This window comes from Streptococcus sp. oral taxon 431, from assembly GCF_023115445.1.
In the GTDB taxonomy this organism is placed as follows: Bacteria; Bacillota; Bacilli; order Lactobacillales; family Streptococcaceae; genus Streptococcus.
The window spans coordinates 101,376-123,281 of sequence record NZ_JALDUI010000004.1 but is presented as its reverse complement, the minus strand read 5'-3'; the positions used below and the strand labels follow the sequence as shown (position 1 = coordinate 123,281).

The following is a 21,906-nucleotide window of genomic DNA, read 5'->3' as shown; positions in this document are numbered from 1 at the left end:
TGCTTATATGATACTAAAAAAGAAGTTGAGTTCAATCTGTCTCAGCTTCTTTTTAGTTACTACAAGATAAGGGTTGGACCGTAGAGACTTATACTCTTCGAAAATCTCTTCAAACCACGTCAGCTTTATCTGCAACCTCAAAGCGGTGCTTTGATCAACCTGCGGCTAGCTTCCTAGTTTGCTCTTTGATTTTCATTGAGTATAACATTGCTTATATGATACTAAAAAAGAAGTTGAGTTCAATCTGTCTCAGCTTCTTTTTAGTTACTACAAGATAAGGGTTGGCCCGTAGAGACTCAACTTGGTTTTGACTTGGTCAAAGTGGAAGCGGTCATAGGCTCTCCAAGCGGCACGGGTAGGGGCATCTGGATTGAGAGCACTGAGGCCCATGAGAAGACTGGAAGTTTGGTAAAATTTTTCCAGCTCAATCAAGAATCGATTATCCACTGTCTCAGCTTTAGAGAGAAAGCAGAGGATATTGTCCAGTTGCTCCTGGAAACGGACATCGTCAGTTGTTGCCTGTTTGCAGACTTGGTAGGCTTTGTTTAACTCAGTTATCAGTGTCTGAGCTCTTTTGATTGGGTCTGTTTCTGTCATGAGAATTCCTCCTTTGTGATGGTTTTAAAGTTGTTTTAAGCCTTTGTCTTTCTAATCATAGCCTATCACTTTTTACTCTTTTTTTATCTACAAATCTTTAATTGTCATTGAAATTTCCTGAATGGTAATAGCGGGATTTTATGATAAAATAGTTGTAAGGTTATCATGGTTATTTAGTAAAAAATTCAACACTTTAGGAATTTTTGAGGACCGTTTAGGATTTGGTGAAAATTAGTTGCTAGACTTATGATATCCTCTCTACAGGAGGTTTTATCCATGAACTATATCATCATCCAAAAAGAGAAAGAAATTTTTAAATTAAACATAAAGGATATCTACTATATCCAAACGCATCCAAGTAAAGCCCATACCGTGCAGATTTTTACTAAAGAAGCTAGCTTTGATCTGTTTCAAAATTTAAGCAAGCTTGAGAAACAATATGGGGAAACCTTAACGAGATGTCATCGGAATTGTCTGGTCAACCTTGAACGAGTAAAATCCATGGAACTCCAATCAAAGACTCTTTTTCTTGGAGAAGAAGGTCGATATGCTGTTCAGTATTCCAGACGTCGTTATAGAGAAATTCGCCAAAAATGGTTGAAAGAAGGAGAGTAAGAAGATGAGAATTTTTGTTTTAGAAGATGATTTTTCCCAACAAGCAAGAATTGAAACGACGATTGAAAAACTTTTGAAAAAACAGAGTATCATTCCCAGTTCTTTTGAAGTTTTTGGCAAGCCAAACCAACTGCTGGCAGAGGTGCATGAGAAGGGGGCGCATCAGCTTTTCTTTTTGGACATTGAGATTCGAAACGAAGAGATGAAGGGTCTGGAAGTGGCTAGAAAGATTCGGGATCGGGATCCTTATGCCCTGATTGTCTTTGTGACGACTCACTCAGAGTTTATGCCCCTGTCTTTTCGCTACCAAGTTTCAGCTTTGGACTACATTGATAAGGCCTTGTCGGCAGAGGAGTTTGAATCTCGTATCGAGACAGCCCTCCTCTATGCCAATAGTCAAGATAGTAAAAGTCTGGCGGACGATTGCTTTTACTTTAAATCAAAATTTGCTCAATTCCAGTATCCTTTTAAAGAGGTTTACTATCTCGAAACATCCCCAAGACCCCATCGTGTTATCCTCTATACCAAGACAGACAGGTTGGAATTTACGGCGAGTTTAGAGGAGGTTCTCAAGCAGGAGCCACGTCTCTTGCAGTGCCATCGCTCCTTCCTCATCAATCCAACCAATGTAGTTCGTTTGGATAAGAAAGAAAAACTCCTTTTCTTTCCCAATGGTGGAAGCTGTCTGATCGCGCGTTATAAGGTCAGGGAAGTGTCTGAGGTTATCAATAACTTACACTGAGTGAGGTGATGGAATGGAATTAGTTTGGAAGATAGTATATGCGTTTTTGATACCTGGATTGGAATTGTTTATATTTTTTAAGGTGGATGGAATTGTTCTAACTCTGGAGAGAGTTTTTAAGGCCTTTCTTTTTAAGATACTTTTGGCAGTTGTTTTTGTAATGATTAGCTATATAGTAGGAAATAATTACCTATCTTATTTTGTGGAACCCTTGTACGGCATCGGTTTATCTTTCTTGTTTTTAAGAGGGCTTCCTAAAAAACTCCTTCTCTTTTATGGTCTCTTTCCAATGATATTGGTGAATCTCTTTTATAGAGGAGTCTCCTATTTTGTGCTTCCATTTTTGGAGCAAGGGCAGGTGTATGATGACCACTCTTTTATTTGGTTATTTATAAAAATTTTTATTTGCTTTATTTCTCTAGCTTTTTTGAAATGGTTAGACTATGATTTCACTAGCTTGAGAAGGGAGATTCTAGATAAAGATTTTCAAAAGTCCCTGACTAAGATTAACTGGATAATGGGAGCTTACTATTTGGTGATGCAAAGTCTGTCTTATTTTGAATATGTACAAGGTGTTCAATCAACGACTATTCGCCATCTGATTCTGGTGTTTTACTTGCTCTTTTTTATGGGGGTTGTCAAGAGATTGGACACCTACTTGAAGGAAAAACTTCAGGGAAAACTGAACCAAGAGCAGGACTTGCGCTACAAAGATATGGAGCGGTATAGTCTGCATATAGAGGAGCTTTACAAGGAAGTACGGAGCTTTCGTCATGATTATACCAATCTCTTGACTAGCTTACGTCTGGGCATTGAAGAGGAGGATATGGGACAGGTAAAAGAGGTCTACGACTCGGTCTTAAAGGATTCCAGTCAGAAATTGCAGGACAATAAATATGACCTTGGACGATTGGTGAATGTTCGGGACCGTGCCCTCAAAAGTCTTCTAGCTGGAAAATTTATAAAAGCAAGAGAAAGGGATATTGTCTTTAATGTCGAAGTTCCTGAGGAGATTCAAGTTGAGGGGATGAGCCTGCTTGATTTTTTAACCATCGTATCTATCCTTTGTGACAATGCCATTGAAGCCAGTGCAGAGGCTAGTCATCCTCAAGTTTCAATTGCCTTTTTTAAAAATGGAGCACAGGAGACCTTTATCATTGAAAACTCCATCAAAGAAGAGGGTATCGATATTTCTGAGATTTTCTCCTTTGGAGCAAGTTCTAAAGGGGAGGAGAGAGGAGTTGGTCTCTATACCGTCATGAAAATTGTGGAAAGCCATCCTAATACTAGTCTAAATACCACCTGCAAAAATCAAGTCTTTCGTCAGGTTTTGACAATGTTATCAATTGAATGATAACAAATAATAGAATGACTAAATAATAGAATAAATATAACAAAATTCTATAATATAAGTGTTTTGAAAGATTAATTATGAATTTTTATAATTTTTAAGTTTTTTCTACCATTTGTTAAGTCAATAAGGGAATTATGAAGAAACGAGACTAGACAGTAGCTATCCTGAGGTTACTGTCTTATTTTTTTACAACAAAATAGGCTTCATAATATCTATAGGAGATTTACCCACTACAAATATTATAGAGCCAAGTTTTTTATCCAATACCACCTTGTATGATTACATTTGTTGATGATTTCCATACCTATTGGCTTGGTTTGATGAATCAGATGTTAATATACTTAATATTGAATCAAACCACCATCCTCCACCTGTAATTTGGTTGAGTTCAGTAGTTGTTAGTTCTTGGAATGAAGTTAGGTTTTGATTCTTATCCATGTTATGATTCTCCTGTTTTATAAGATAATAAATAGTTATAGAGTGTTATCTGAAAATTAATCAGAATGTGTTAGAATTTTATCTTTGAAATAATCAAAATATGTTTTCTTTGCAGTTACACTAGTGACTCGACCTTGTAGGCCGTATTGGATGAGTTTACTGTCCTCATTAGATAGTTTTGCAAGAGCGGTTAATTTAAAGAGATTGCCTTGCTCTGTTCTGGTAGGAGTTTGATCAATGCTCTGAAGTTGGCCGATGATGGTAATGCCGTGATTTCCAATCTTCTCCAGTTTTAATCTTACAGTTTGTCCTTTATCTAGTAGAGGTAGATAGTTAGAAGATACGTAGTAAGTGATTAGTACTTCTCTTGTATCTGTGATGACAGGGAATATTTGAGCAATTTCTGTACCAGTTGGAATTCTATTTTTACCTTCAAATTCGCTGTTCAGATGAACGATACCTTTACTTGGAGCGGTTAAGGTATTATTTTCCAAGCGCTGTGTCGCTTGATCTAGTTGTACTTTTAATTCTGTTAATTGATTTTCCACGGTTAGTTGTTGCTGAGAAGCTGTTTGTAAAAACTGAGTGCGGAGTACATCAATTTTGGTTTCTAAACTATTGTCATAAGTTGCTACACTTCCAATCCCAGCTTGCTGAATTTTGAGGCTTGCGATAGATGATTCAAGACCTGCAATACTTTGATTAATTTGAGATAAAAATGGCTCATCTGCCGTTCCTTGTGTTTGTCCTTGAGAGGCTACAAGATAACGATTCAAAATTGACTGATGTGGATTGCCAGTTGGTAAGCGAGCCCTTTTATTTACGATAGCATCTCTCAGCTCCTGGTATTCGCCAATTTGTTGTTGAACTTTTGTGATTTCTTGTTCAATAGCTGATGAACTGCTATTGGCAAGATTAGCTTGATTTGAGACTTCGGTGTTAGTCTTTGAGATACCTAGCTCAATATCATGAGCTTGTTTAGTAAAATTCATAAAGGTATTATGGTAGCCAAATTCATCCTCGCTAGAAAAAAGATCAGTCGCTTTTTCTAAGCTTTGTTTCAAAATTCCAAGTCCTTCTTTTTGCTTCTCAAGTCTTTGTAATTGAGTTTCTAAGGCAGTTTTCTGGCTCTCTTCCATTGTTTCAGAGTATTTGATGAGTAAATCACCTTTCTCAACTACTTGATTTGCCACTAAATGATTAGCTAGGATAGGATTATCACTGGTTGACTGAATGGATGCAATGACACTTGTAGGAGTGACTTCTCCTTGGGAAGTGACAGTAATTTCTTTTGTAGCAACAAGGGAGAAAATCAAGATGAAAGTAAACAGTAATGAAAGAGGTATAATTAACACTGTCGCATAGTTATGGTAACGTCTCTGATAAAACTCGACGCTTCTAAAAAGATTAGGATTCATAACATTCTCCTTATTTGTTGAATAGATGATGGTAGAAACCTTGCGCCTGCATTAACTCTTGGTGACTACCCACTTCAATGATTTTCCCCTGGTCAAGAACGATGACACTATTAGTTCGTTCGGCTATACTGAGACGATGGGCTACAAAGAGAATGGTTTTATCAGTTAGGGACATAAGATTATCTATAACTTTTTTCTCAGTCAAGACATCAAGACCGCTAGTAGCTTCATCTAGTATTAAAACGGGAGATTTAGTTAAAAGAGCACGAGCGAGAGCGATTCGTTGCTTTTGTCCTCCTGATAGACCAGCTCCATCAGAGAGCTGAGTTTGATAGCCCATAGGCATTCTTTCAATGTCTTGACGGATTTCAGCTAATTCACAAGCTCTTAGAATATCTTCTTGGCTAATCATATTATTACCGCCCAAAGTTAAGTTTTCCAAGATAGAGCCATTAAAGATATAGGCTTGTTGAGGTAGGTAATTAATATGACGGCGCAAGACTTTTTTATCAATGTTTTTAATATCCTGATGATTGATGGAAATATGTCCTTTGTAAGGGTCAAAGAAATTAACAATCATTTTGGCTAGAGTTGTTTTACCAGAACCACTAACTCCAACCAGGCTTACCTTATCTCCTTGTTTAATCGTTAGATTAATATCCGTTAAGGTATCTCGTCCAAAACCATACTTATAAGAAAGATCATCAAATTCAATATCGCCCATCAAAAAATGTGAATGAACAGGAGTTTCTTGGACTTGAAACTCAGATTCGACTAGATAGACTTCGTTCAAACGGTTATTAGCGACCTTCGCAGATTGGAGTTTGGTTTGGAGGTTGATAATATTTTCCATAGGAGTTGTAAAGTAAGAAAGAAGTGTGTTAAAAGTAATCAGCTGACCGATAGAAATTTTACTCGACATGACTAATTGAGCGCCAAACCATAGGATAAGGATATTCAGAACTAATTTTGTTCCCTGCTTTAAACTCGTTTGTAAAATAGAATATTTGCTGAGTTTAAAGGACTTTTCCAAATAATCTACAAATTCACTGTCTATATTTTGGTAGCGATTTTCTTCACTTGTGAGTGACTTGATGGTTTCAATCCCGTTAATATCTTCGATGATGGCAGAACTAACCATAGAATTACTTTGCATGACATCGTGGTTCATTTTTTCAAAAGGCTTCATAAAAGAAAAGATGATGAACATGTATATAGGAATGGAAATAAGAGAAAGAAGGAAGAGACTAGGGTTTTGTGCAAGTAAGACGCCCCCTACAAGAATCAGAATGGAAACATCAAGAAAAAGAGAGAGAATGGTAGAAGCTAAGGCATCTATAATAGAGTTAGCATCTGTGAACCGTGAAATGATTTCTCCTGTACGACGTGTCGCAAAAAAAGACATAGGAAGTTCGAAAATATGGCGAATATAGGATAAAATCACATCAATGCTTAATCTCTGACTCAGAACAGTTAGGAGATAATCACGGGAGAAACTCATGACTTGCTGGAGGATATAGGTGATAACCAGACCAACTGAGATAATTCCTAAAGTTGATCTCATCTGATTTGGGATGTATTCATCCAAGATTCCTTGGAGATAATAAGAACCACCTATATTGATAATAGTGACCAATAAGCTTGAGAGAACAATGTAAGCAATGAGAGATTTTTGTTTGAAAATCAGAGGAAGGAAGCTTAGTAGACCATTCTTTTTATCTTTATGGGGTTGATAGCTAGGTTTGGGAGCTAGAAAAATAGCTACTCCAGTCCATTCAGAGAAAAAGCGTTCTTTTGACATTTTGGTGATTTTTACAGAAGGGTCAGGATCACCAATAATAAGATAGTCTTTCTTTGTTTGATAGACAACATAGTAATGTTGAAGTTTTCCTTCTTTATGAACATGAACGATAAATGGATAGGGGACATCACTCATGTCAAAGAGAGTTTTATCTGCTTGAATGGGTCTTGTTTCAAAGCCCATTTCATTTGCAGCTTTTACAATGCCAAGAGCCGTCGTTCCTTCTTTATTGGTCTTTGCAAGTTCTCTCAAGTGAGCTAGAGAAAAATCTGAACCATAGAATTTAGCAATCGAGGCTAAGGCAGCAACACCGCAGTCTCTAGCATCTATTTGAGGAACAAATGTACGTTTATAAGAAGTCATTGGCAATTCCTTTCATATAGTAGATAGGTATATTATGCCATAAAAATAAGTTCATATTTTATGAAATCTTGAATAGTCATTGAAACTTCCTGAATGGTAATAAAGTAATTACAAGCTATCTTTCTTTAAAAAGTTATAGAATATGCTTTGAAATAAAAAAGCTAATTTAAGATATTTCGATGACAATTCAAGATTTGGATGAAAAAATTTAATAAACAGCGATATACTATACTTGTCAAAGTTGCAACAGGACAAAAAATTAAAAATAAAAAAAGGAGTATTTGTCATGAATACAAAAATGATGGAACAATTTGAGATTATGGATACTGATATGCTTACTTGTGTTGAAGGTGGAGAAATAAATGATTATATTGGACATTATGACCCTAGTAACACTTTACCTAATCCTTATCCGTTTCCATTGAAAAATATGGGTCCATTCCCTGTTAGTGGTTATTGCCCACGTGGTTATCATGATATTGGGTACATAGGGGCAGGATTTCATTTATGTAAAATGGGATAGAAAAGCTATTAAAGGAGAATTCCTGTGAAAAACCCCCCTATTCTTTTCAAAACGAGTGCAGTCCTTTCCTATTTATTTTTGTTTTTCGGGTTGTCTTGGACAACACAATTTTGGAGAAATTATTGGGAGTTCTCCTCTTGGGTAGGAAATCTTATCTGGATTCGAAACATCATCAGCCTTCTCTTTATCGGTTTGATGATTTGGATTTTGGTCAGGTCGGGTCATGCTTATCTCTTTCGTATCCCTAGGAAAAAGTGGTTGAGTTATTCTGTTTTGACGATGTTAGCAGCTGTCGTTCTTATAAGCTTTAACTATCTGACAGCTAAACACGTTCAGGGGACAAACGAAGGTTGGAATTTATTTATTGCCTTTAGTGAGACCAATTTTGCGGAGTTCGGTGTTTACCTAACCTTAATCGTACTAGGACCTCTGATGGAAGAATTGGTCTGTAGGGGACTGCTTCAACATGCCTTCTTTAAAAATTCAAGATGGGGACTGGATATTCTATTTCCGTCGATTTTGTTCGCCTTACCTCATTTTTCAAGTTTTCCTAGTCTGCTAGACCTTCTGGTTTATACAGCAGTTGGATGTATATTTGCTGGTTTGACACGGTATACCAAGACTATCTATCCTTCTTACACGATTCATATTATCAATAATATCATCGCAAACTTACCATTTATCATGACTTTTTTGCATAGGGTCTTGGGGTAAAAAAACAAAGGCTTATTTTTCAGCTATAGAGGAGGTCATCATGTATAAACACTTATTTTTCCTAGATTCAAAAACCTTAGATTGGTTGACGCCCTATATTCTAGACTTGGCTTCTGACACCATTGCCTTTAATGTTTTTGTGCTAACCTTTGTATCTGTGGTGGTCTTTTATTTCCTGAATCTTATGCTAGCATTAATGGCTATATTCTTAGGTGCTGGCTATGTTGTCGGATTTTGGTTATTAAAATGGTTTGTTTTAGAGAGATTGGAGGTAAAGGATGGCTTGTAGGAAGGCTTACTTAGTGTTTAAGTGATTACCTTTATGGCTGTTTTCAATAAAGATTATACCTTGTTTTTTGATTTTTATTATAAAAATGTCAAATGCGTCTCTTTACATTCATTCCTAATTCCTAAAAACTGAATCACTGTTTTCCTCAGGCTTATCTGGGGAAGGCAGTGATTTTTTGAAACAAGGGCATAGATATCTATGCTTTTTTCTTGTCTTATTTAACCATTTAGGAAATCTTAAGCACCATTTAGGATTTGGAGTAAGGATTTAGGAAAATATAGCTTATATTAGAGATGTCTTGAGTTTACCAAGGAGAGTTCAAATGAAAAAGTATCAACTTCTATTCAAAATGAGTGCAGTCTTTTCTTACCTATTTTTCGTATTTGGTCTTTCTCAGCTGACGCTTATTGTCCAAAACTATTGGCGATTTTCTTACCAGATTGGCAATTTCGTCTGGATTCAAAATATCTTGAGTTTGCTATTTAGCGGAGTCATGATTTGGATTCTGGTTAAGACAGGCCATGGTTATCTCTTTCTCATTCCAAGAAAAAAATGGCTTTGGTATTCGATTTTGACAGTATTAGTGGTAGTACTCCAGATCTCTTTTAACGTTCAGACAGCTAAACATGTTCAGTCAATTGCGGAAGGTTGGGTCGTATTGATCGGTTATAGTGGGACCAACTTTGCTGAGCTAGGTATCTATGTAACCTTGTTTTTTCTGACTCCACTGATGGAAGAGTTGATTTATAGGGGTTTACTTCAACACGCCTTCTTTAAGCATTCGAGATTTGGTCTTGATTTGCTTTTTTCGTCCATTTTATTTGCTCTCCCTCATTTTTCAAGCCTGCCTAGTCTGTTAGATATCTTCGTCTTTGCAACATTTGGCATCATCTTTGCTGGTTTTACCCGCTATACAAAGAGCATTTATCTATCCTATGCTGTGCATGTGATTAATAATATTGTAGCGACATTACCATTTTTGCTGACTTTTTTACACAGGGTATTTGGGTAAAAATAATTATCGATTTTAAGAAGTGAATAATGGAATTTAATATTATTCACTTCTTATTATGTGACTTTCAGTCCGTCTCGCTCCGTTAGGTGCGAGACAAATAAACCACCCGCTATGCGGGTGCGCGTCGAAGGTTATACCAAAAAACTCCAAACGCGATACAATAAAGGTGTTCAAGCCAATTGTAAAGCGAAAGGAGAAAAATATGGCACAAAAGGCACATAGTTTATCACACACAAAGTGGATGTGTAAATATCACATTGTGTTCACCCCTAAGTATAGACGAAAAATCATTTATAATCAATATCGAAGTAGTTTGGGAGAAATATTCCACCGATTATGTAGTTATAAAGGTGTTGAGATTATCGAAGGACACTTAATGCCTGATCATGTACATATGTTAGTAAGTATTCCACCAAGGATAAGTGTTTCAAGTTTCATGGGTTATTTAAAAGGCAAAAGTGCACTCATGATGTTTGACAAACACGCCAATCTCAAGTACAAGTTTGGGAATCGGCATTTTTGGGCAGAAGGTTATTATGTGAGTACAGTAGGGCTTAATGAAGCCACAATTAAGAAATATATTCAAGATTAAAGAAATTATCCAGTGGATGATTTCTTCACGAGTATGAAAATTTGAGAACGAGTAAAACATGATATAGCACTAGATAAATTAAGTGTGAAAGAATATGAGAATCCCTTTAGGGATAGTAGTAGGTAATACTCACGCCTCTTTAAGAGGCAAGTGACGAGTCAAGAGCAATAAGGCTTGAACAACGTGAAAGCCAGCGTCTTTAGGCGCGGGCTAGTTATCTGGGCTTATAGCCCTGGTACAAACCACCCGTTTGACGGGTGGTCATGATTAGTTGATTGGGAAGATGGTGCTCTTTGAGTAATTCAAGACGTTTCGATGACAATTCAAGATTTGGATGAAAAAATTTAATAAACAGTGATATACTAAACTTGTCAAAGTTGCAACAGGACAAAAATTAAAAATAAACAAGGAGTATTTACCATGAATACAAAAACGATGGAACAATTTGAGATTATGGATACTGAGATGCTTGCGAGTAAAGTAGGAGGAAAAACAATATATTACGGTAATGGTTTATATTGTGATAACTCTAAAGGTTGCTGGGTAAACTGGCCTGAAGCTATAAATAAAATTCTTACTAATTCTATTGTTAATGGATTTTCAGGTGGGAATGCAGGTTGGAATTCGGGTGGACCTCTATAATGAGAGGGTTAAAGTGGTTTTCTGGTGGGATTGAAAGACGCCGTGAAGCTATCATCATATTAGAAGAACTTATTCAAAATATAAAATGTGATTCTCAACTCCTCCCTTTGAAAGATATATTGATTTCTTACGAATGTGAATTAAAGAAAGGAAGTATATCGATTCCTTATACCCTTAGTCGAATGAACATTGAAATTTCAAATGTATTAATTGAAAATGCGCTACATTTATCTGAAATTCAGTCTAATCAGATAAAAAAATTAAGAGAATTATCTAATATTAGATATGGATACTAGGATATAGTATAGGTGATATGTTAATTATAGTTTATGTATTTCTAATATTTTTATTGTAACTCTGAATTTGAGTGAGAAAATTAAAACAGTGTTGTACTAAATTTATCATGGTTGCAACAGGAAAAAAATTAAAAATAAACAAGGAGTATTTATCATGAATACAAAAATGATGGAACAATTTGAGATTATGGATACTGAATAACTCGAATTTGTAAGATTATGATTCTTAAATATAGTATTATTATCGCTATTAATTTACTGTCTTATTTGCTTACTTACAAAATATCAAAGCTATCTAAGAATGATGAGAATAAGATAGTTAGCAAAATTTTGATTATATTATCAATAGTTTATATAATTGTTGATGTTTTGCTTAGTTGATGGATTTGTAGGAAATAAAAAAACTTAACTACAAACGATTAATTTACTAATATTTTTTCTGCAAGATAATAAATAATATAGTAAAACTTTTTATTGCAAGGAGAGCAGTGAAAATTAAGATATTTTAGATACTCAGGATTATTGAAATCTTAGACTTAAAAATAAGTACTGCTACTTTTAAGAAGATAGTAGACGTCTATACTTTGTTAAGAAAATCAAAAATATATTATTAAAAATAATTCTATTTGTTTATTGAATTTAAGACTTTGGTAAAAAATTGAAAATAAAAAAAGAAGTATTCATCATGAATACAAAAATGATGTTACAATTAGAGGTCATGGATACTGAAATGCTTGCGAAAGTTGAAGGAGGTTTCGGAGATATGCTTTCTGGTTTATTGGGTGGACTAGCACCGTCTCCAACTTTGGATCAATTAAATGGTAAGTGGCCTATTAGACATCCTTCGAAACCATGTAGTCCTTATGGTATAGGGGGAACTCCAAACTCATGTAATGGTATTTAAAAAAAGGATTGAAGCTATGAAGGCAAAACATGGGAATCAAATTGTTGATGTTTGGGAAATTGGTCAAGCAACCCCTAAACCAAGTTGGGTAGAAGAAGCTTTTCAAAAAAATTATATGGTTTGGTTGGATAATCATGTGCGCATTCTTATGGCGGCTCTTAATACTTCTCTCACAACTAATATCAAGTTTGGTCTAGTTGGAACAGTTGGAGGAGGATTCGCTGGTTATGGTATGTATGTTCTTGGTTATCCAGGTGATTATCTAGATATTACAAATCATAGAGTTGTTTCTGCTAAAACATTTCACAAAAGTTATCAAATTTTAGAAAATGATTAGATATCATTTAATTATAATGGAGATATCATTGAAAAAAATATTTGCTAAAAAACGCAACATATTTCTAACGAGATTGTTCCTAGGTCAGTTGCCTGTACTGATCTCTACTTATTTATTTCTCTCTCGTCAGTTTTTACATTTTTCCTTAGTTTTTCAATTGCTTTTAGTGGTTGTTAACTTGGCTTCTATTTTGGTGATTGTTTACCTCACTAGAGAAATGAGAGTGAGAAAGTTTGAAGATGATGATTTGGTAAGTCCTAGAGCCAATCAACTAATGTTCGTAGGATTGACATGTTTTATGACTATTATCTGTTTGTATAGAGGTATCACAGCAGTAGAATCCTACCAACAACTAATCGCCTATATTGGAGCTATTCTCTGCTTGATTATTATGCTTTTACTCATTTGGGGCTTGAAGTATTATAAAAAGTAGAGCTTAATCATAACCACCCGTTAAACGGGTGGTTTGTACCAGGGCTATAAGCCCAAATTACCAGCCAGCGCCTAAAGACGCTGGCTTTCACGTTGTTCAAGCCCTATTGCTCCTGACTCGTCACTTGCCTCTTAAAGAGGCTTAGGTATTACTTACCACTATCCCTAAAGGGATCCTCATATTCTTTTACACTCAATTTATCTAGTGCTATATCATGCTTTACTCGTTCTCAAATTTTCATACTCGTGAAGAAATCATCCACTGGATAATTTCTTTAATCTTGAATATATTTCTTAATTGTGGCTTCATTGAGTCCAACCGTACTCACATAATAACCTTCCGCTCAAAAATGACGATTCCCAAACTTGTACTTGAGATTAGCGTGTTTGTCATACATCATGAGTGCACTTTTATCTTTTAATACCCCATGAAACTTGAAACACTTATACTCGGTGGATTACTGACTAACATATGTACATGGTCTGGCATTAAGTGACCCTCGATAATCTCAACACCTTTATAATTACATAATCTATGGAATATTTCTCTCAAACTACTTCGATATTGATTATAGATCACTTTTCGTCTATACTTAGGGGTGAACACAATGTGATACTTACAGTGCCACTTTGTGTGTGATAAACTATGAGACTTTTGTACCATGGTTTTCTCCTTTCGCTTTACAATTGGCTTGAACACCTTTATTGTATCGCATTTGGAGTTTTTGGGGTATAACCTTCGACGCGCACCTACATAGCGGGTGTTTTTTTGTCTCGCTCCGTGAGGTGCGAGACAGACTGAAAGTCACATAATGAAGTATAAAGGGGTAAGTGTTTTCGAAATACTTACCCTTTTATAATGAAGTTTTTGCAATTCAAGATGTTTCGATGACAATTCAAGATTCGGGTGAAAAATTTAAAAAAACAATGTTATACTAAACTTGTCAAAGTTGCAACAAGACAAAAATTAAAAATAAAAAGGAGTATTTGTCATGAATACAAAAATGATGTCACAATTTGAGATTATGGATGCTGATATGCTTGCTTGCGTTGAAGGTGGAGATATTGATTGGGGAAGAACAATTAGCTGTGCAGCGGGGGTTGCATACGGTGCGATGGAAGGCTACGCTACAACTTATGGCTCAACATTTCTACTTGGGCCATACGCTATAGGAACAGGTGCAATTGGTGCTGTACTAGGTGGAATTGGCGGTGCGCTTACCTGTTAGCATGGGAAAGGAGATAGTAATGAAAAAAATATTTGCAACAAAACGCAATGTTTTCTTAGTGAGGTTGTTGTTCGGACAGATACCTTTGGTTGTTTCTACTTATCTATTTCTATCTCGTCAGTTTTTAAATTTTTCCGTAGTTTTCCAATTTCTTTTAGTAGTTATTAACTTGGCTTCTATTTTGGCTACTGTTTATCTCACTAGGGAAATGAGGATAAGAGAGTTTGAAGATGATGATTTGGTTAGTCCTAGAACCAATCAACTCATGTTCATCGGCTTGACAGGCTTTATGTCTATTATTTGTCTGTATAGAGGTATCACAGCAGCAGAAGCCTACCAACAAATAATCGCCTATATTGGTGTGGTTCTATGCTTGATTATCATGCTTTTGCTCATTTGGGGGTTGAAGTATTATAAAAAGTAGAGGTTAATAAAGTATAAAAGGGTAAGTGTTTTCAAAATGCTTACCTTTTTTAATGAAGTTTTTGCAATTCAAGATGTTTTGATGACCATTTAAGATTTAGATGAATTTGTAATCTTAAATAAGGTAAGATAAATATATCAAATGTAAAGGAGTATTCTTATGAAGAAACAAAAGATAAAATCACTATTACTTGTACCACTTGTATTTGCATCTATTACTACAGGTGTTGCATATGCAGAAGAACAGACTACTTCTTCCTCTATCCAGCCTAATGATAGTTCTGTTGTGGCACCAGATCTGCAATCGGGTACGGAAAATGTTGAGCATAAACCTTCCGTTGTAACTCCCGAAGAGTATGAGCAGAATGTTGCGGAATTTAAAAAGATAGATATTGAAGCCGTTCGTCAATCTTTTACAGAGGATCAATTGGAACATACTATATATTTTGGTAGAAAAACTTGTTCTCATTGTCGTCAATTTTCTCCTGAATTGAAAGAATTTAATAACTTAATTGAAAAGAAGTTAGAATATTATGATTTGGATGGTAAAGATTTTGACGGGGAAGCGAGAGAGTTTCTATTTAAAAAAGTCGGTATTCCAGGAACACCAACAATTTTGTATTTAAGAAACGGACGTCCGATATCTGGATGGGTTGGTGGCGGAGCAACTGCACAACAGGTTTATGATTATATGTACTCGAGAAACTCACCTAAGCAAACGGAAACAGTAGCATCTTCTGAGGATACAGTAACAGAAAGTGTCCGTGATGATAAAACAGGAGAGGTGGAGAATTCAAAGGAAAATTTAACTAATAATAGTGATAGTAGAGAACCATTGAAGAATAATATTCCTCCTTCTAACACTATAACTGTTCAGCCTGAAGATTTGGTAATGACAGATAAGAATAAGCGAGGAGATACATCTAAGACAATCTCTGAAAATACTGATAAGTTACAAACTTCTTTATCCGAAGTTAAGGGGAATGATTCTGCCTCCCAAACCATTCATTTGAGCAAACAATTACTGCCTAATACAGGAGAGGAAGAAAGTTACAATCTATTGCGTATAGCTGTTGCACTCTTAATTACTTCAGGTATGATCAAGTGGAAACAAAGAGTTCATAAATAAAAATTTTTGCCTCCTTATTTTGATCGACTTTTAAAGGAGAGAGGTTGTGCTTATGACTATTTTTAATAAATTTCATGCCTTATGTTTTGGATTTTTAGTACTAATAATCGTCATTACAGTTCCTTATACGATTAACCATGGAGATTTTTTTCAAAATGAACCTGCACTGATTATTGTAAGTCTTCTAGTAACCTCGCTGAGTGTTGCTTATGCTAGAAAGTTTGAAATGATTTCTTTTGGGATATTAAGCAAGAAACAACTTTTGCTGTTCATTGTAACCTTTCTTCTAAGTGTGCTTGAGACGCTAGTTTATATTCGTTTCTTCGCTGTTTCTTCTGGCGCAGGAGTTCAACACTTGGAGGAACTCATTTTCAGGGGACTTCTTCAGGGGGCTATATTTGAAAATTCTTGGTTAGGGCTTGTGCTAACTTCCTCTCTCTTTTCTTTCATGCATGGACCTTCTAATGTCCCTTCGTTTATTTTTTATCTACTTGGGGGCTTGTTACTGGGCTTTGCTTATAAAAAGAGTCAAAATCTATGGGTTTCTACTCTAGTCCACATGTTTTACAACAGTTGGCCACTCTTATTTTATTTATAAAAATCATGAAAGGTAAGAAGGAGATTGTACTTACCTTTTTCTTTCTATAATGATAACCCAAACCACCCCAGAGGCTTTTATTTTAGAATCGGGTCTGGACTGGTTGACGAATAGCCTAAAAACTAGTAGAATAGTAAGGAAACTTTATACGGAGGAAAGAAATGGACTTGGGTGATATTGAGCTAACGCTGACCCCTATACCTGGGAAAAGCGGAAAAGCTTATATGGGAAGCTACCCTGATGGGAAGCGCGTCTTTATTAAAATGAACACCTCTCCAATCCTACCTGGTTTAGCCAAGGAACAAATCGCTCCTCAATTATTATGGACTCGCCGTTTATCGGATGGGCGTGATATGTGTGCCCAAGAATGGTTGAATGGTAAAATTTTGACCCCTTATGATATGAATCGCAAGCAGATTATCAATATTTTGAGCCGCTTGCATCGTTCGCGTCCTTTGATGACGCAATTGACTCGTTTGGGCTATTCTTTAGAAACACCTTTAGACTTGCTTCAGGCTTGGTTAAAAGATGCTCCAGAATCCTTGAAGAACAATCAATATCTAAGAATGGTAGTAGAGGATTTGCGAGGAAGCTTGCCAAACTTTAGGGAAGATTATGCAACGATCGTTCATGGAGATGTACGACATAGTAATTGGATTGAGACAGAGAGCGGTCTTATTTATTTAGTGGATTGGGATTCCGTTCGTTTAACGGATCGCATGTTTGATGTAGCGCATATGCTATGTCACTATATTCCAGACTATCAGTGGAAAGAGTGGTTGACTTATTACGGTTACAAATACAACCAAACAGTCATCAACAAACTATTTTGGTATGCTCAGTTATCCTTCTTGAGCCAGATTGCCAAATATTATACAAATGAAGATCTAGAAAATGTCAATCGGGAGATTTATGCCTTGCGTATCTTCCGTGACAAGTATGGAAAGAAGAGATGAGAGTTAGAAATCGTAAAGGGGCAACAGAATTACTAGAGGCTAATCCTCAGTATGTTGTCTTAAATCCTTTAGAAGCCAAAGGAAAATGGCGAGACCTCTTTGGAAATGACAATCCTATCCATGTTGAGGTTGGTAGTGGTAAGGGAGCCTTTGTGTCAGGTATGGCCAAGCAAAACCCTAATATCAACTATATCGGGATTGATATTCAAAAGTCTGTTTTGAGTTATGCCTTGGACAAGGTCTTGGAAGTTTCTGTACCCAATATTAAGTTGTTGTGGGTTGATGGTTCTGATTTGACCGACTATTTTGAAGATGGTGAGATTGATCGCTTGTACCTAAACTTTTCAGATCCGTGGCCTAAAAAGCGCCATGAAAAGCGTCGTTTAACCTATAAGAGTTTCTTGGATACCTTCAAGCGTATCTTGCCTGAACACGGTGAGATTCATTTCAAGACAGATAACCGTGGCTTGTTTGAATATAGCCTAGTGAGTTTTTCTCAATATGGCATGAAGCTCAATGGCGTTTGGTTGGACTTGCACGCCAGCGACTTTGAAGGCAATGTCATGACAGAATATGAGCAAAAATTCTCAAGTAAGGGTCAAGTTATCTACCGAGTTGAGGCTCAGTTTTAATGTAAAAAAATATATCAATCAAAAATTTTATCATAACCAAAAAAGTTAGATATATAATTTTTCCAAGGGTTTAGTTCTCTATTGCACGGGGCTAAGCTCTTTTAGTTTGCTGTTAGTTCATTCGAGATTTTGGTAACTGTATACTTGCAACCAGATAAGTGGTATAATGAAGGAGTTATGAGAAGAAGAATAAAACCGATTGTAGTCTATCTTTTCTTTTTCCTTGTGATAGGTGGTTTAATTTTGTCCGACTATCAACATCATAAACAAGTGGAGTCGCAAGTAGAAAAAACTGAGAAAACTACTCAACCTAGTGAAATAGAAAAGAATAAGGTTGTTGAAGATAGATTAGTCAGGATGACTTTGGAAGAAAAAGTAGGCCAGTTATTTTGGGCTAGGGTTCCTTCCAATCATCAGATAGAAGACCTTCAATCCTATCATTTTGGAGGATATCTCTTATTTGGACGAGATTTTCAAGGACAAACCCTAGAGGATATCAATGCTTTAACAAGTCGCTACCAAGCCACTTCAAAGATTCCTTTATTAATTGGTTCAGATGAGGAAGGTGGAACTGTGACTCGTATCAGTTCGATTTTGGATACTCCTTTCCAAGCTCCTATGACACTTTATCATCAAGGGGGATTGGAGGCAGTCCTTTCTGATACTAGGCAGAAGGCAGAGGTGCTAAAATCAGTTGGCATCAATGCTGGACTTTTTCCCGTTGCGGATCTTGCAAGGGATCCATCAGCCTTTATCTATGATCGAACCATTGGACAAGATGCCCAAACAACTGCAAGTTATGTTGGGCAGGTTGTAACAGAACTTCAAAAAAACAAAGTTGGGTCAACCTTGAAGCATTTTCCTGGATATGGTGATAATGGAGATAGTCATACTGCTATTATCCAAGACAACCGTTCTCTGGATGAATTAAGACAAGCAGATTTTCTCCCCTTTCAAGCTGGCATAGATGCTGGTGCAGATAGTGTTTTAGTATCTCACAACATCCTGACTAAAATTGATACAGTTCCGTCTTCTATCTCACCCAAAATCAATGAAATTCTTCGCAAGGAACTGAATTTTAAAGGTGTCATTATGACGGATGATCTAGATATGGCAGGATTAGCTGATTTTGTTAATCAGGATGAAGCTGCTTTCCAAGTGATTCTAGCCGGAAATGACTTAATTCTAGGGTCTTCATACCAGACTCAGATTCCCTATTTATTAAAGAAAGTCTCCTCTGGGGAGCTGACAGAAGATCGTATTGATGAATCTGTGAGACGCATTTTATCATGGAAATATGATTTGGGGTTATTAGGAATTTCACAGTCAAAAGAGGTGAAAGATTGAAAAGGATCTGTTGTTTTGATGAGGGTGGTTGATTTGTAGGGAATTCAGATTGCTTGGTAAAGAAACTGATATCTTTCCATAATGGATCTCTTTCTATAAAATCGTGCAGAATTTCAAGAAAAAGCTTAAAATCAAGCCTTCTGAGTGCTTATGCTTTACATAAGTAGTCAAAAGTGCTATACTATAAGTAAGAATATGAAAAAGTGAGGCGAGGAAATATCTTCGCCTCTTGCTTATGAGGAGGTGGACGCAATCGCAACTATCGTAGAATTAGTCAAAGAAGTCGTAGAACCTGTCATTGAAGCTCCCTTTGAACTCGTTGATATCGAGTACGGAAAGATTGGCAGTGACATGATTCTTAGTATTTTTGTAGATAAACCAGAGGGAATTACCTTGAACGACACAGCGGACTTGACAGAGATTATCAGTCCTGTCCTAGATACTATCAAGCCAGATCCCTTCCCAGAACAATATTTCCTAGAAATCACCAGCCCAGGCTTGGAGCGTCCTTTGAAAACCAAGGAAGCAGTCGCTGGAGCGGTTGGGAAATACATCCATGTTGGACTTTACCAAGCCATCGATAAGCAAAAGGTCTTTGAAGGAACCTTGCTAGCCTTTGAAGAGGATGAGTTGACTATGGAATATATGGACAAGACACGTAAGAAAACGGTCCAAATCCCATACAGTTTGGTGTCAAAAGCACGTTTAGCAGTAAAATTATAGTAAAAGAAAGGAAGCTTTTGAAGATTCAAAAGTGAATAGAAGATGAGTAAAGAAATGCTAGAGGCCTTCCGCATTTTGGAAGAAGACAAGGGAATCAAAAAAGAAGACATCATTGATGCAGTGGTGGAATCACTTCGTTCAGCCTATCGCAGACGCTATGGTCAATCAGACAGCGTAGCCATTGATTTCAACGAAAAAACAGGGGACTTTACAGTTTATACTGTCCGTGAAGTTGTTGATGAAGTATTTGATAGCCGTTTGGAAATCAGTTTAAAAGATGCTCTTGCCATTAACTCAGCTTACGAGCTTGGGGACAAGATTAAATTTGAAGAAGCACCAGGTGAGTTTGGTCGTGTAGCAGCTCAATCTGCCAAACAAACTATCATGGAAAAAATGCGTAAGCAAACACGTGCCATTACCTACAACACCTACAAAGAGCATGAGCAAGAAATCATGTCTGGTACAGTAGAACGTTTTGACAACCGCTTTATTTATGTTAACCTTGGCAGCATCGAAGCCCAATTGTCAAAACAAGACCAAATCCCTGGAGAAGTTTTTGCTTCTCATGATCGTATCGAAGTTTATGTCTACAAGGTTGAAGACAATCCTCGTGGTGTGAACGTCTTTGTGAGCCGTAGCCATCCAGAAATGATTAAACGTTTGATGGAACAAGAAATTCCTGAGGTCTATGACGGAACTGTTGAAATCATGAGCGTAGCTCGTGAAGCAGGTGACCGTACCAAGGTTGCTGTTCGTAGCCACAATCCAAACGTGGATGCTATCGGGACAATCGTTGGACGTGGTGGTGCTAACATCAAGAAAATTACTAGCAAATTCCACCCGGCTCGCTACGATGCCAAGAGCGATCGTATGATTCCAATCGAAGAAAACATCGACGTTATCGAATGGGTAGCTGATCCAGCTGAATTTATCTACAACGCTATCGCTCCTGCTGAAGTTGACCAAGTTATCTTTGATGAAAACGACAGCAAGCGTGCCTTGGTCGTTGTGCCAGATAACAAGCTTTCTCTTGCCATCGGTCGCCGTGGGCAAAACGTTCGCTTGGCGGCTCACTTGACTGGTTACCGTATCGATATCAAGTCTGCTAGCGAATTTGAAGCCATGGAAGAAGCTGGTTCGGTAGAGTTGGAAGCAGAAAACGATACTGTAGAAGAATAAAAGCTGCTAGAGGAGGGAAAGATGAAAACGAGAAAAATCCCTTTGCGCAAGTCTGTCGTGTCCAATGAAGTGATTGATAAGCGTGATTTGCTCCGTATTGTCAAGAACAAGGAAGGACAAGTCTTTATCGATCCGACAGGCAAGGCCAATGGCCGTGGCGCTTATATCAAGCTAGACAATAAAGAAGCCCTAGAGGCGAAAAAGAAGAAGGTCTTTAACCGCAGCTTTAGTATGGAAGTTGAAGAAAGCTTTTATGACGAGTTGATTGCCTATGTCGATCACAAAGTGAAAAGAAGAGAGTTAGGACTTGAATAAGCAAAAAATTACCAATCTCTTGGGACTTGCTCAAAGAGCAGGGAAAATCATCTCGGGTGAAGAAATGGTGGTCAAGGCCATCCAAGACCAGAAAGTAAAGCTGGTATTTCTCGCTCATGATGCCGCTCCCAACCTGACCAAGAAGATTCAGGATAAAAGTCATTATTATCAAGTAGAAGTTATTACCGTGTTTTCAACACTGGAATTAAGCATAGCAGTCGGAAAATCAAGAAAAGTTTTGGCTGTGACAGATGCTGGATTTACAAAGAAAATGAGGTCTCTTATGGAATAGAAGAGGAGGAC

27 protein-coding genes and 2 pseudogenes are annotated in these 21,906 nt (G+C 36.8%); 24 read left to right on the top strand and 5 right to left on the bottom strand.

The features are described from left to right. Positions 1 to 267: 267 nt before the first annotated feature. A complete protein-coding gene (locus M1R56_RS04190) occupies positions 268 to 597 on the bottom strand; it encodes a hypothetical protein (protein ID WP_049549671.1) in 330 nt (109 codons plus the stop codon). A gap of 276 nt (positions 598 to 873) precedes the next feature. On the opposite strand from M1R56_RS04190, the gene M1R56_RS04185 reads away from it, so the two are divergent. The 3 genes from M1R56_RS04185 to M1R56_RS04175 are packed head-to-tail and all read left to right on the top strand — an operon-like array spanning position 874 to position 3,308. Beyond that, positions 874 to 1,212, top strand: coding sequence for a LytTR family DNA-binding domain-containing protein (locus M1R56_RS04185; RefSeq protein ID WP_248034717.1), 339 nt, complete (start codon positions 874 to 876; stop codon positions 1,210 to 1,212). Between the two features lie 4 nt (positions 1,213 to 1,216). Continuing rightward, entirely contained in the window at positions 1,217 to 1,954 is a 738-nt protein-coding gene (locus M1R56_RS04180) for a LytTR family DNA-binding domain-containing protein (protein ID WP_248034716.1), read from the top strand. A 13-nt stretch (positions 1,955 to 1,967) separates the two neighbouring features. Continuing rightward, the gene (locus M1R56_RS04175; RefSeq protein ID WP_248034715.1) at positions 1,968 to 3,308 is read left to right on the top strand and encodes a sensor histidine kinase; all 1,341 of its coding nucleotides are present in this window, start codon (positions 1,968 to 1,970) and stop codon (positions 3,306 to 3,308) included. A 279-nt stretch (positions 3,309 to 3,587) separates the two neighbouring features. Here the strand turns inward: M1R56_RS04175 and blpC are convergent, their stop codons facing one another. From blpC to blpA, 3 genes are read right to left on the bottom strand one after another with little or no spacing between them, the layout of a single operon-like run. Further along, positions 3,588 to 3,746 carry a quorum-sensing system pheromone BlpC gene (blpC, locus tag M1R56_RS04170; protein ID WP_248034714.1) on the bottom strand — a complete coding sequence of 53 codons (159 nt, stop codon included), beginning with the start codon at positions 3,744 to 3,746 and terminating at the stop codon, positions 3,588 to 3,590. 56 nt (positions 3,747 to 3,802) lie between these two features. Continuing rightward, positions 3,803 to 5,164 (bottom strand): bacteriocin secretion accessory protein, encoded by a 1,362-nt coding sequence (locus M1R56_RS04165; protein ID WP_248034713.1) that lies wholly within the window; start codon positions 5,162 to 5,164, stop codon positions 3,803 to 3,805. 10 nt (positions 5,165 to 5,174) lie between these two features. Continuing rightward, positions 5,175 to 7,328 (bottom strand): peptide cleavage/export ABC transporter, encoded by a 2,154-nt coding sequence (gene blpA / locus M1R56_RS04160; RefSeq protein WP_248034712.1) that lies wholly within the window; start codon positions 7,326 to 7,328, stop codon positions 5,175 to 5,177. Between the two features lie 286 nt (positions 7,329 to 7,614). On the opposite strand from blpA, the gene M1R56_RS04155 reads away from it, so the two are divergent. From M1R56_RS04155 to M1R56_RS04110, 10 genes and pseudogenes are all read left to right on the top strand, one after another. Beyond that, the gene (locus M1R56_RS04155) at positions 7,615 to 7,851 is read left to right on the top strand and encodes a bacteriocin class II family protein (protein ID WP_248034711.1); all 237 of its coding nucleotides are present in this window, start codon (positions 7,615 to 7,617) and stop codon (positions 7,849 to 7,851) included. A 24-nt stretch (positions 7,852 to 7,875) separates the two neighbouring features. Continuing rightward, on the top strand, positions 7,876 to 8,565 hold the full coding sequence (locus M1R56_RS04150) for a CPBP family intramembrane glutamic endopeptidase (protein ID WP_248034710.1): 690 nt from the start codon (positions 7,876 to 7,878) through the stop codon (positions 8,563 to 8,565). 40 nt (positions 8,566 to 8,605) lie between these two features. Next, positions 8,606 to 8,854: an immunity protein BlpZ gene (blpZ, locus tag M1R56_RS04145; protein ID WP_248034709.1), complete on the top strand. Its 249-nt coding sequence runs from the start codon at positions 8,606 to 8,608 to the stop codon at positions 8,852 to 8,854. A 322-nt stretch (positions 8,855 to 9,176) separates the two neighbouring features. Beyond that, entirely contained in the window at positions 9,177 to 9,866 is a 690-nt protein-coding gene (locus M1R56_RS04140; protein ID WP_248034708.1) for a CPBP family intramembrane glutamic endopeptidase, read from the top strand. 205 nt (positions 9,867 to 10,071) lie between these two features. Beyond that, positions 10,072 to 10,587 (top strand): annotated as a pseudogene (tnpA, locus tag M1R56_RS04135) (IS200/IS605 family transposase). A gap of 294 nt (positions 10,588 to 10,881) precedes the next feature. Continuing rightward, positions 10,882 to 11,103: a leucocin A/sakacin P family class II bacteriocin gene (locus M1R56_RS04130; protein WP_248034707.1), complete on the top strand. Its 222-nt coding sequence runs from the start codon at positions 10,882 to 10,884 to the stop codon at positions 11,101 to 11,103. Continuing rightward, positions 11,103 to 11,399, top strand: coding sequence for a bacteriocin immunity protein (locus M1R56_RS04125; RefSeq protein WP_248034706.1), 297 nt, complete (start codon positions 11,103 to 11,105; stop codon positions 11,397 to 11,399). The genes M1R56_RS04130 and M1R56_RS04125 overlap by 1 nt, the downstream gene beginning before the upstream one ends. A gap of 685 nt (positions 11,400 to 12,084) precedes the next feature. Next, the gene (locus tag M1R56_RS04120; RefSeq protein ID WP_248034705.1) at positions 12,085 to 12,303 is read left to right on the top strand and encodes a ComC/BlpC family peptide pheromone/bacteriocin; all 219 of its coding nucleotides are present in this window, start codon (positions 12,085 to 12,087) and stop codon (positions 12,301 to 12,303) included. Positions 12,304 to 12,319: 16 nt separating this feature from the next. Next, positions 12,320 to 12,640, top strand: coding sequence for a role in replication (locus M1R56_RS04115; protein ID WP_248034704.1), 321 nt, complete (start codon positions 12,320 to 12,322; stop codon positions 12,638 to 12,640). A 28-nt stretch (positions 12,641 to 12,668) separates the two neighbouring features. Continuing rightward, complete coding sequence (locus M1R56_RS04110) at positions 12,669 to 13,073, top strand: immunity protein (RefSeq protein WP_248034703.1); 405 nt, start codon at positions 12,669 to 12,671, stop codon at positions 13,071 to 13,073. 148 nt (positions 13,074 to 13,221) lie between these two features. On the opposite strand, the pseudogene tnpA (M1R56_RS04105) reads toward M1R56_RS04110, so the two are convergent. Continuing rightward, a pseudogene (gene tnpA, locus M1R56_RS04105) lies at positions 13,222 to 13,736 on the bottom strand (IS200/IS605 family transposase). Positions 13,737 to 14,064: 328 nt separating this feature from the next. On the opposite strand from tnpA (M1R56_RS04105), the gene M1R56_RS04100 reads away from it, so the two are divergent. The 11 genes from M1R56_RS04100 (at position 14,065) to M1R56_RS04050 (ending at position 21,895) form a co-directional block, all read left to right on the top strand. Then, positions 14,065 to 14,301 (top strand): Blp family class II bacteriocin, encoded by a 237-nt coding sequence (locus M1R56_RS04100; protein ID WP_206284146.1) that lies wholly within the window; start codon positions 14,065 to 14,067, stop codon positions 14,299 to 14,301. Between the two features lie 19 nt (positions 14,302 to 14,320). Next, positions 14,321 to 14,725, top strand: a complete 405-nt coding sequence (locus M1R56_RS04095; protein WP_206284145.1) for an immunity protein — start codon at positions 14,321 to 14,323, stop codon at positions 14,723 to 14,725. Between the two features lie 159 nt (positions 14,726 to 14,884). Then, entirely contained in the window at positions 14,885 to 15,853 is a 969-nt protein-coding gene (locus tag M1R56_RS04090; RefSeq protein WP_248034702.1) for a thioredoxin domain-containing protein, read from the top strand. Positions 15,854 to 15,905: 52 nt separating this feature from the next. After that, entirely contained in the window at positions 15,906 to 16,451 is a 546-nt protein-coding gene (locus M1R56_RS04085; protein ID WP_248034701.1) for a type II CAAX endopeptidase family protein, read from the top strand. Positions 16,452 to 16,612: 161 nt separating this feature from the next. Continuing rightward, a complete protein-coding gene (locus M1R56_RS04080; protein ID WP_248034700.1) occupies positions 16,613 to 17,407 on the top strand; it encodes a phosphotransferase family protein in 795 nt (264 codons plus the stop codon). Beyond that, positions 17,404 to 18,039: a tRNA (guanosine(46)-N7)-methyltransferase TrmB gene (gene trmB, locus M1R56_RS04075; protein ID WP_248034699.1), complete on the top strand. Its 636-nt coding sequence runs from the start codon at positions 17,404 to 17,406 to the stop codon at positions 18,037 to 18,039. Before M1R56_RS04080 ends, trmB begins: the two co-directional genes overlap by 4 nt. A 177-nt stretch (positions 18,040 to 18,216) precedes the next feature. Then, positions 18,217 to 19,386, top strand: a complete 1,170-nt coding sequence (locus M1R56_RS04070; RefSeq protein WP_248034698.1) for a glycoside hydrolase family 3 N-terminal domain-containing protein — start codon at positions 18,217 to 18,219, stop codon at positions 19,384 to 19,386. 243 nt (positions 19,387 to 19,629) lie between these two features. Beyond that, positions 19,630 to 20,109: a ribosome maturation factor RimP gene (gene rimP / locus M1R56_RS04065; protein ID WP_075232005.1), complete on the top strand. Its 480-nt coding sequence runs from the start codon at positions 19,630 to 19,632 to the stop codon at positions 20,107 to 20,109. A 42-nt stretch (positions 20,110 to 20,151) separates the two neighbouring features. After that, positions 20,152 to 21,288 carry a transcription termination factor NusA gene (gene nusA, locus M1R56_RS04060; protein WP_248034697.1) on the top strand — a complete coding sequence of 379 codons (1,137 nt, stop codon included), beginning with the start codon at positions 20,152 to 20,154 and terminating at the stop codon, positions 21,286 to 21,288. A 21-nt stretch (positions 21,289 to 21,309) separates the two neighbouring features. Next, complete coding sequence (locus tag M1R56_RS04055; RefSeq protein WP_125451476.1) at positions 21,310 to 21,603, top strand: YlxR family protein; 294 nt, start codon at positions 21,310 to 21,312, stop codon at positions 21,601 to 21,603. Next, entirely contained in the window at positions 21,596 to 21,895 is a 300-nt protein-coding gene (locus M1R56_RS04050) for a YlxQ-related RNA-binding protein (protein ID WP_049530127.1), read from the top strand. Before M1R56_RS04055 ends, M1R56_RS04050 begins: the two co-directional genes overlap by 8 nt. Positions 21,896 to 21,906: the final 11 nt, after the last annotated feature.

What these genes read in the sequence shown, in the direction of transcription:
- M1R56_RS04190 (WP_049549671.1), bottom strand. Translation starts at nt 597, where the DNA reads ATGACAGAAACAGACCCAATCAAAAGAGCTCAGACACTGATAACTGAG.
- M1R56_RS04185 (WP_248034717.1), top strand. Translation starts at nt 874, where the DNA reads ATGAACTATATCATCATCCAAAAAGAGAAAGAAATTTTTAAATTAAAC.
- M1R56_RS04180 (WP_248034716.1), top strand. Translation starts at nt 1,217, where the DNA reads ATGAGAATTTTTGTTTTAGAAGATGATTTTTCCCAACAAGCAAGAATT.
- M1R56_RS04175 (WP_248034715.1), top strand. Translation starts at nt 1,968, where the DNA reads ATGGAATTAGTTTGGAAGATAGTATATGCGTTTTTGATACCTGGATTG.
- blpC (WP_248034714.1), bottom strand. Translation starts at nt 3,746, where the DNA reads ATGGATAAGAATCAAAACCTAACTTCATTCCAAGAACTAACAACTACT.
- M1R56_RS04165 (WP_248034713.1), bottom strand. Translation starts at nt 5,164, where the DNA reads ATGAATCCTAATCTTTTTAGAAGCGTCGAGTTTTATCAGAGACGTTAC.
- blpA (WP_248034712.1), bottom strand. Translation starts at nt 7,328, where the DNA reads ATGACTTCTTATAAACGTACATTTGTTCCTCAAATAGATGCTAGAGAC.
- M1R56_RS04155 (WP_248034711.1), top strand. Translation starts at nt 7,615, where the DNA reads ATGAATACAAAAATGATGGAACAATTTGAGATTATGGATACTGATATG.
- blpZ (WP_248034709.1), top strand. Translation starts at nt 8,606, where the DNA reads ATGTATAAACACTTATTTTTCCTAGATTCAAAAACCTTAGATTGGTTG.
- M1R56_RS04140 (WP_248034708.1), top strand. Translation starts at nt 9,177, where the DNA reads ATGAAAAAGTATCAACTTCTATTCAAAATGAGTGCAGTCTTTTCTTAC.
- M1R56_RS04130 (WP_248034707.1), top strand. Translation starts at nt 10,882, where the DNA reads ATGAATACAAAAACGATGGAACAATTTGAGATTATGGATACTGAGATG.
- M1R56_RS04125 (WP_248034706.1), top strand. Translation starts at nt 11,103, where the DNA reads ATGAGAGGGTTAAAGTGGTTTTCTGGTGGGATTGAAAGACGCCGTGAA.
- M1R56_RS04120 (WP_248034705.1), top strand. Translation starts at nt 12,085, where the DNA reads ATGAATACAAAAATGATGTTACAATTAGAGGTCATGGATACTGAAATG.
- M1R56_RS04115 (WP_248034704.1), top strand. Translation starts at nt 12,320, where the DNA reads ATGAAGGCAAAACATGGGAATCAAATTGTTGATGTTTGGGAAATTGGT.
- M1R56_RS04100 (WP_206284146.1), top strand. Translation starts at nt 14,065, where the DNA reads ATGAATACAAAAATGATGTCACAATTTGAGATTATGGATGCTGATATG.
- M1R56_RS04095 (WP_206284145.1), top strand. Translation starts at nt 14,321, where the DNA reads ATGAAAAAAATATTTGCAACAAAACGCAATGTTTTCTTAGTGAGGTTG.
- M1R56_RS04090 (WP_248034702.1), top strand. Translation starts at nt 14,885, where the DNA reads ATGAAGAAACAAAAGATAAAATCACTATTACTTGTACCACTTGTATTT.
- M1R56_RS04085 (WP_248034701.1), top strand. Translation starts at nt 15,906, where the DNA reads ATGACTATTTTTAATAAATTTCATGCCTTATGTTTTGGATTTTTAGTA.
- M1R56_RS04080 (WP_248034700.1), top strand. Translation starts at nt 16,613, where the DNA reads ATGGACTTGGGTGATATTGAGCTAACGCTGACCCCTATACCTGGGAAA.
- trmB (WP_248034699.1), top strand. Translation starts at nt 17,404, where the DNA reads ATGAGAGTTAGAAATCGTAAAGGGGCAACAGAATTACTAGAGGCTAAT.
- M1R56_RS04070 (WP_248034698.1), top strand. Translation starts at nt 18,217, where the DNA reads ATGAGAAGAAGAATAAAACCGATTGTAGTCTATCTTTTCTTTTTCCTT.
- nusA (WP_248034697.1), top strand. Translation starts at nt 20,152, where the DNA reads ATGAGTAAAGAAATGCTAGAGGCCTTCCGCATTTTGGAAGAAGACAAG.
- M1R56_RS04055 (WP_125451476.1), top strand. Translation starts at nt 21,310, where the DNA reads ATGAAAACGAGAAAAATCCCTTTGCGCAAGTCTGTCGTGTCCAATGAA.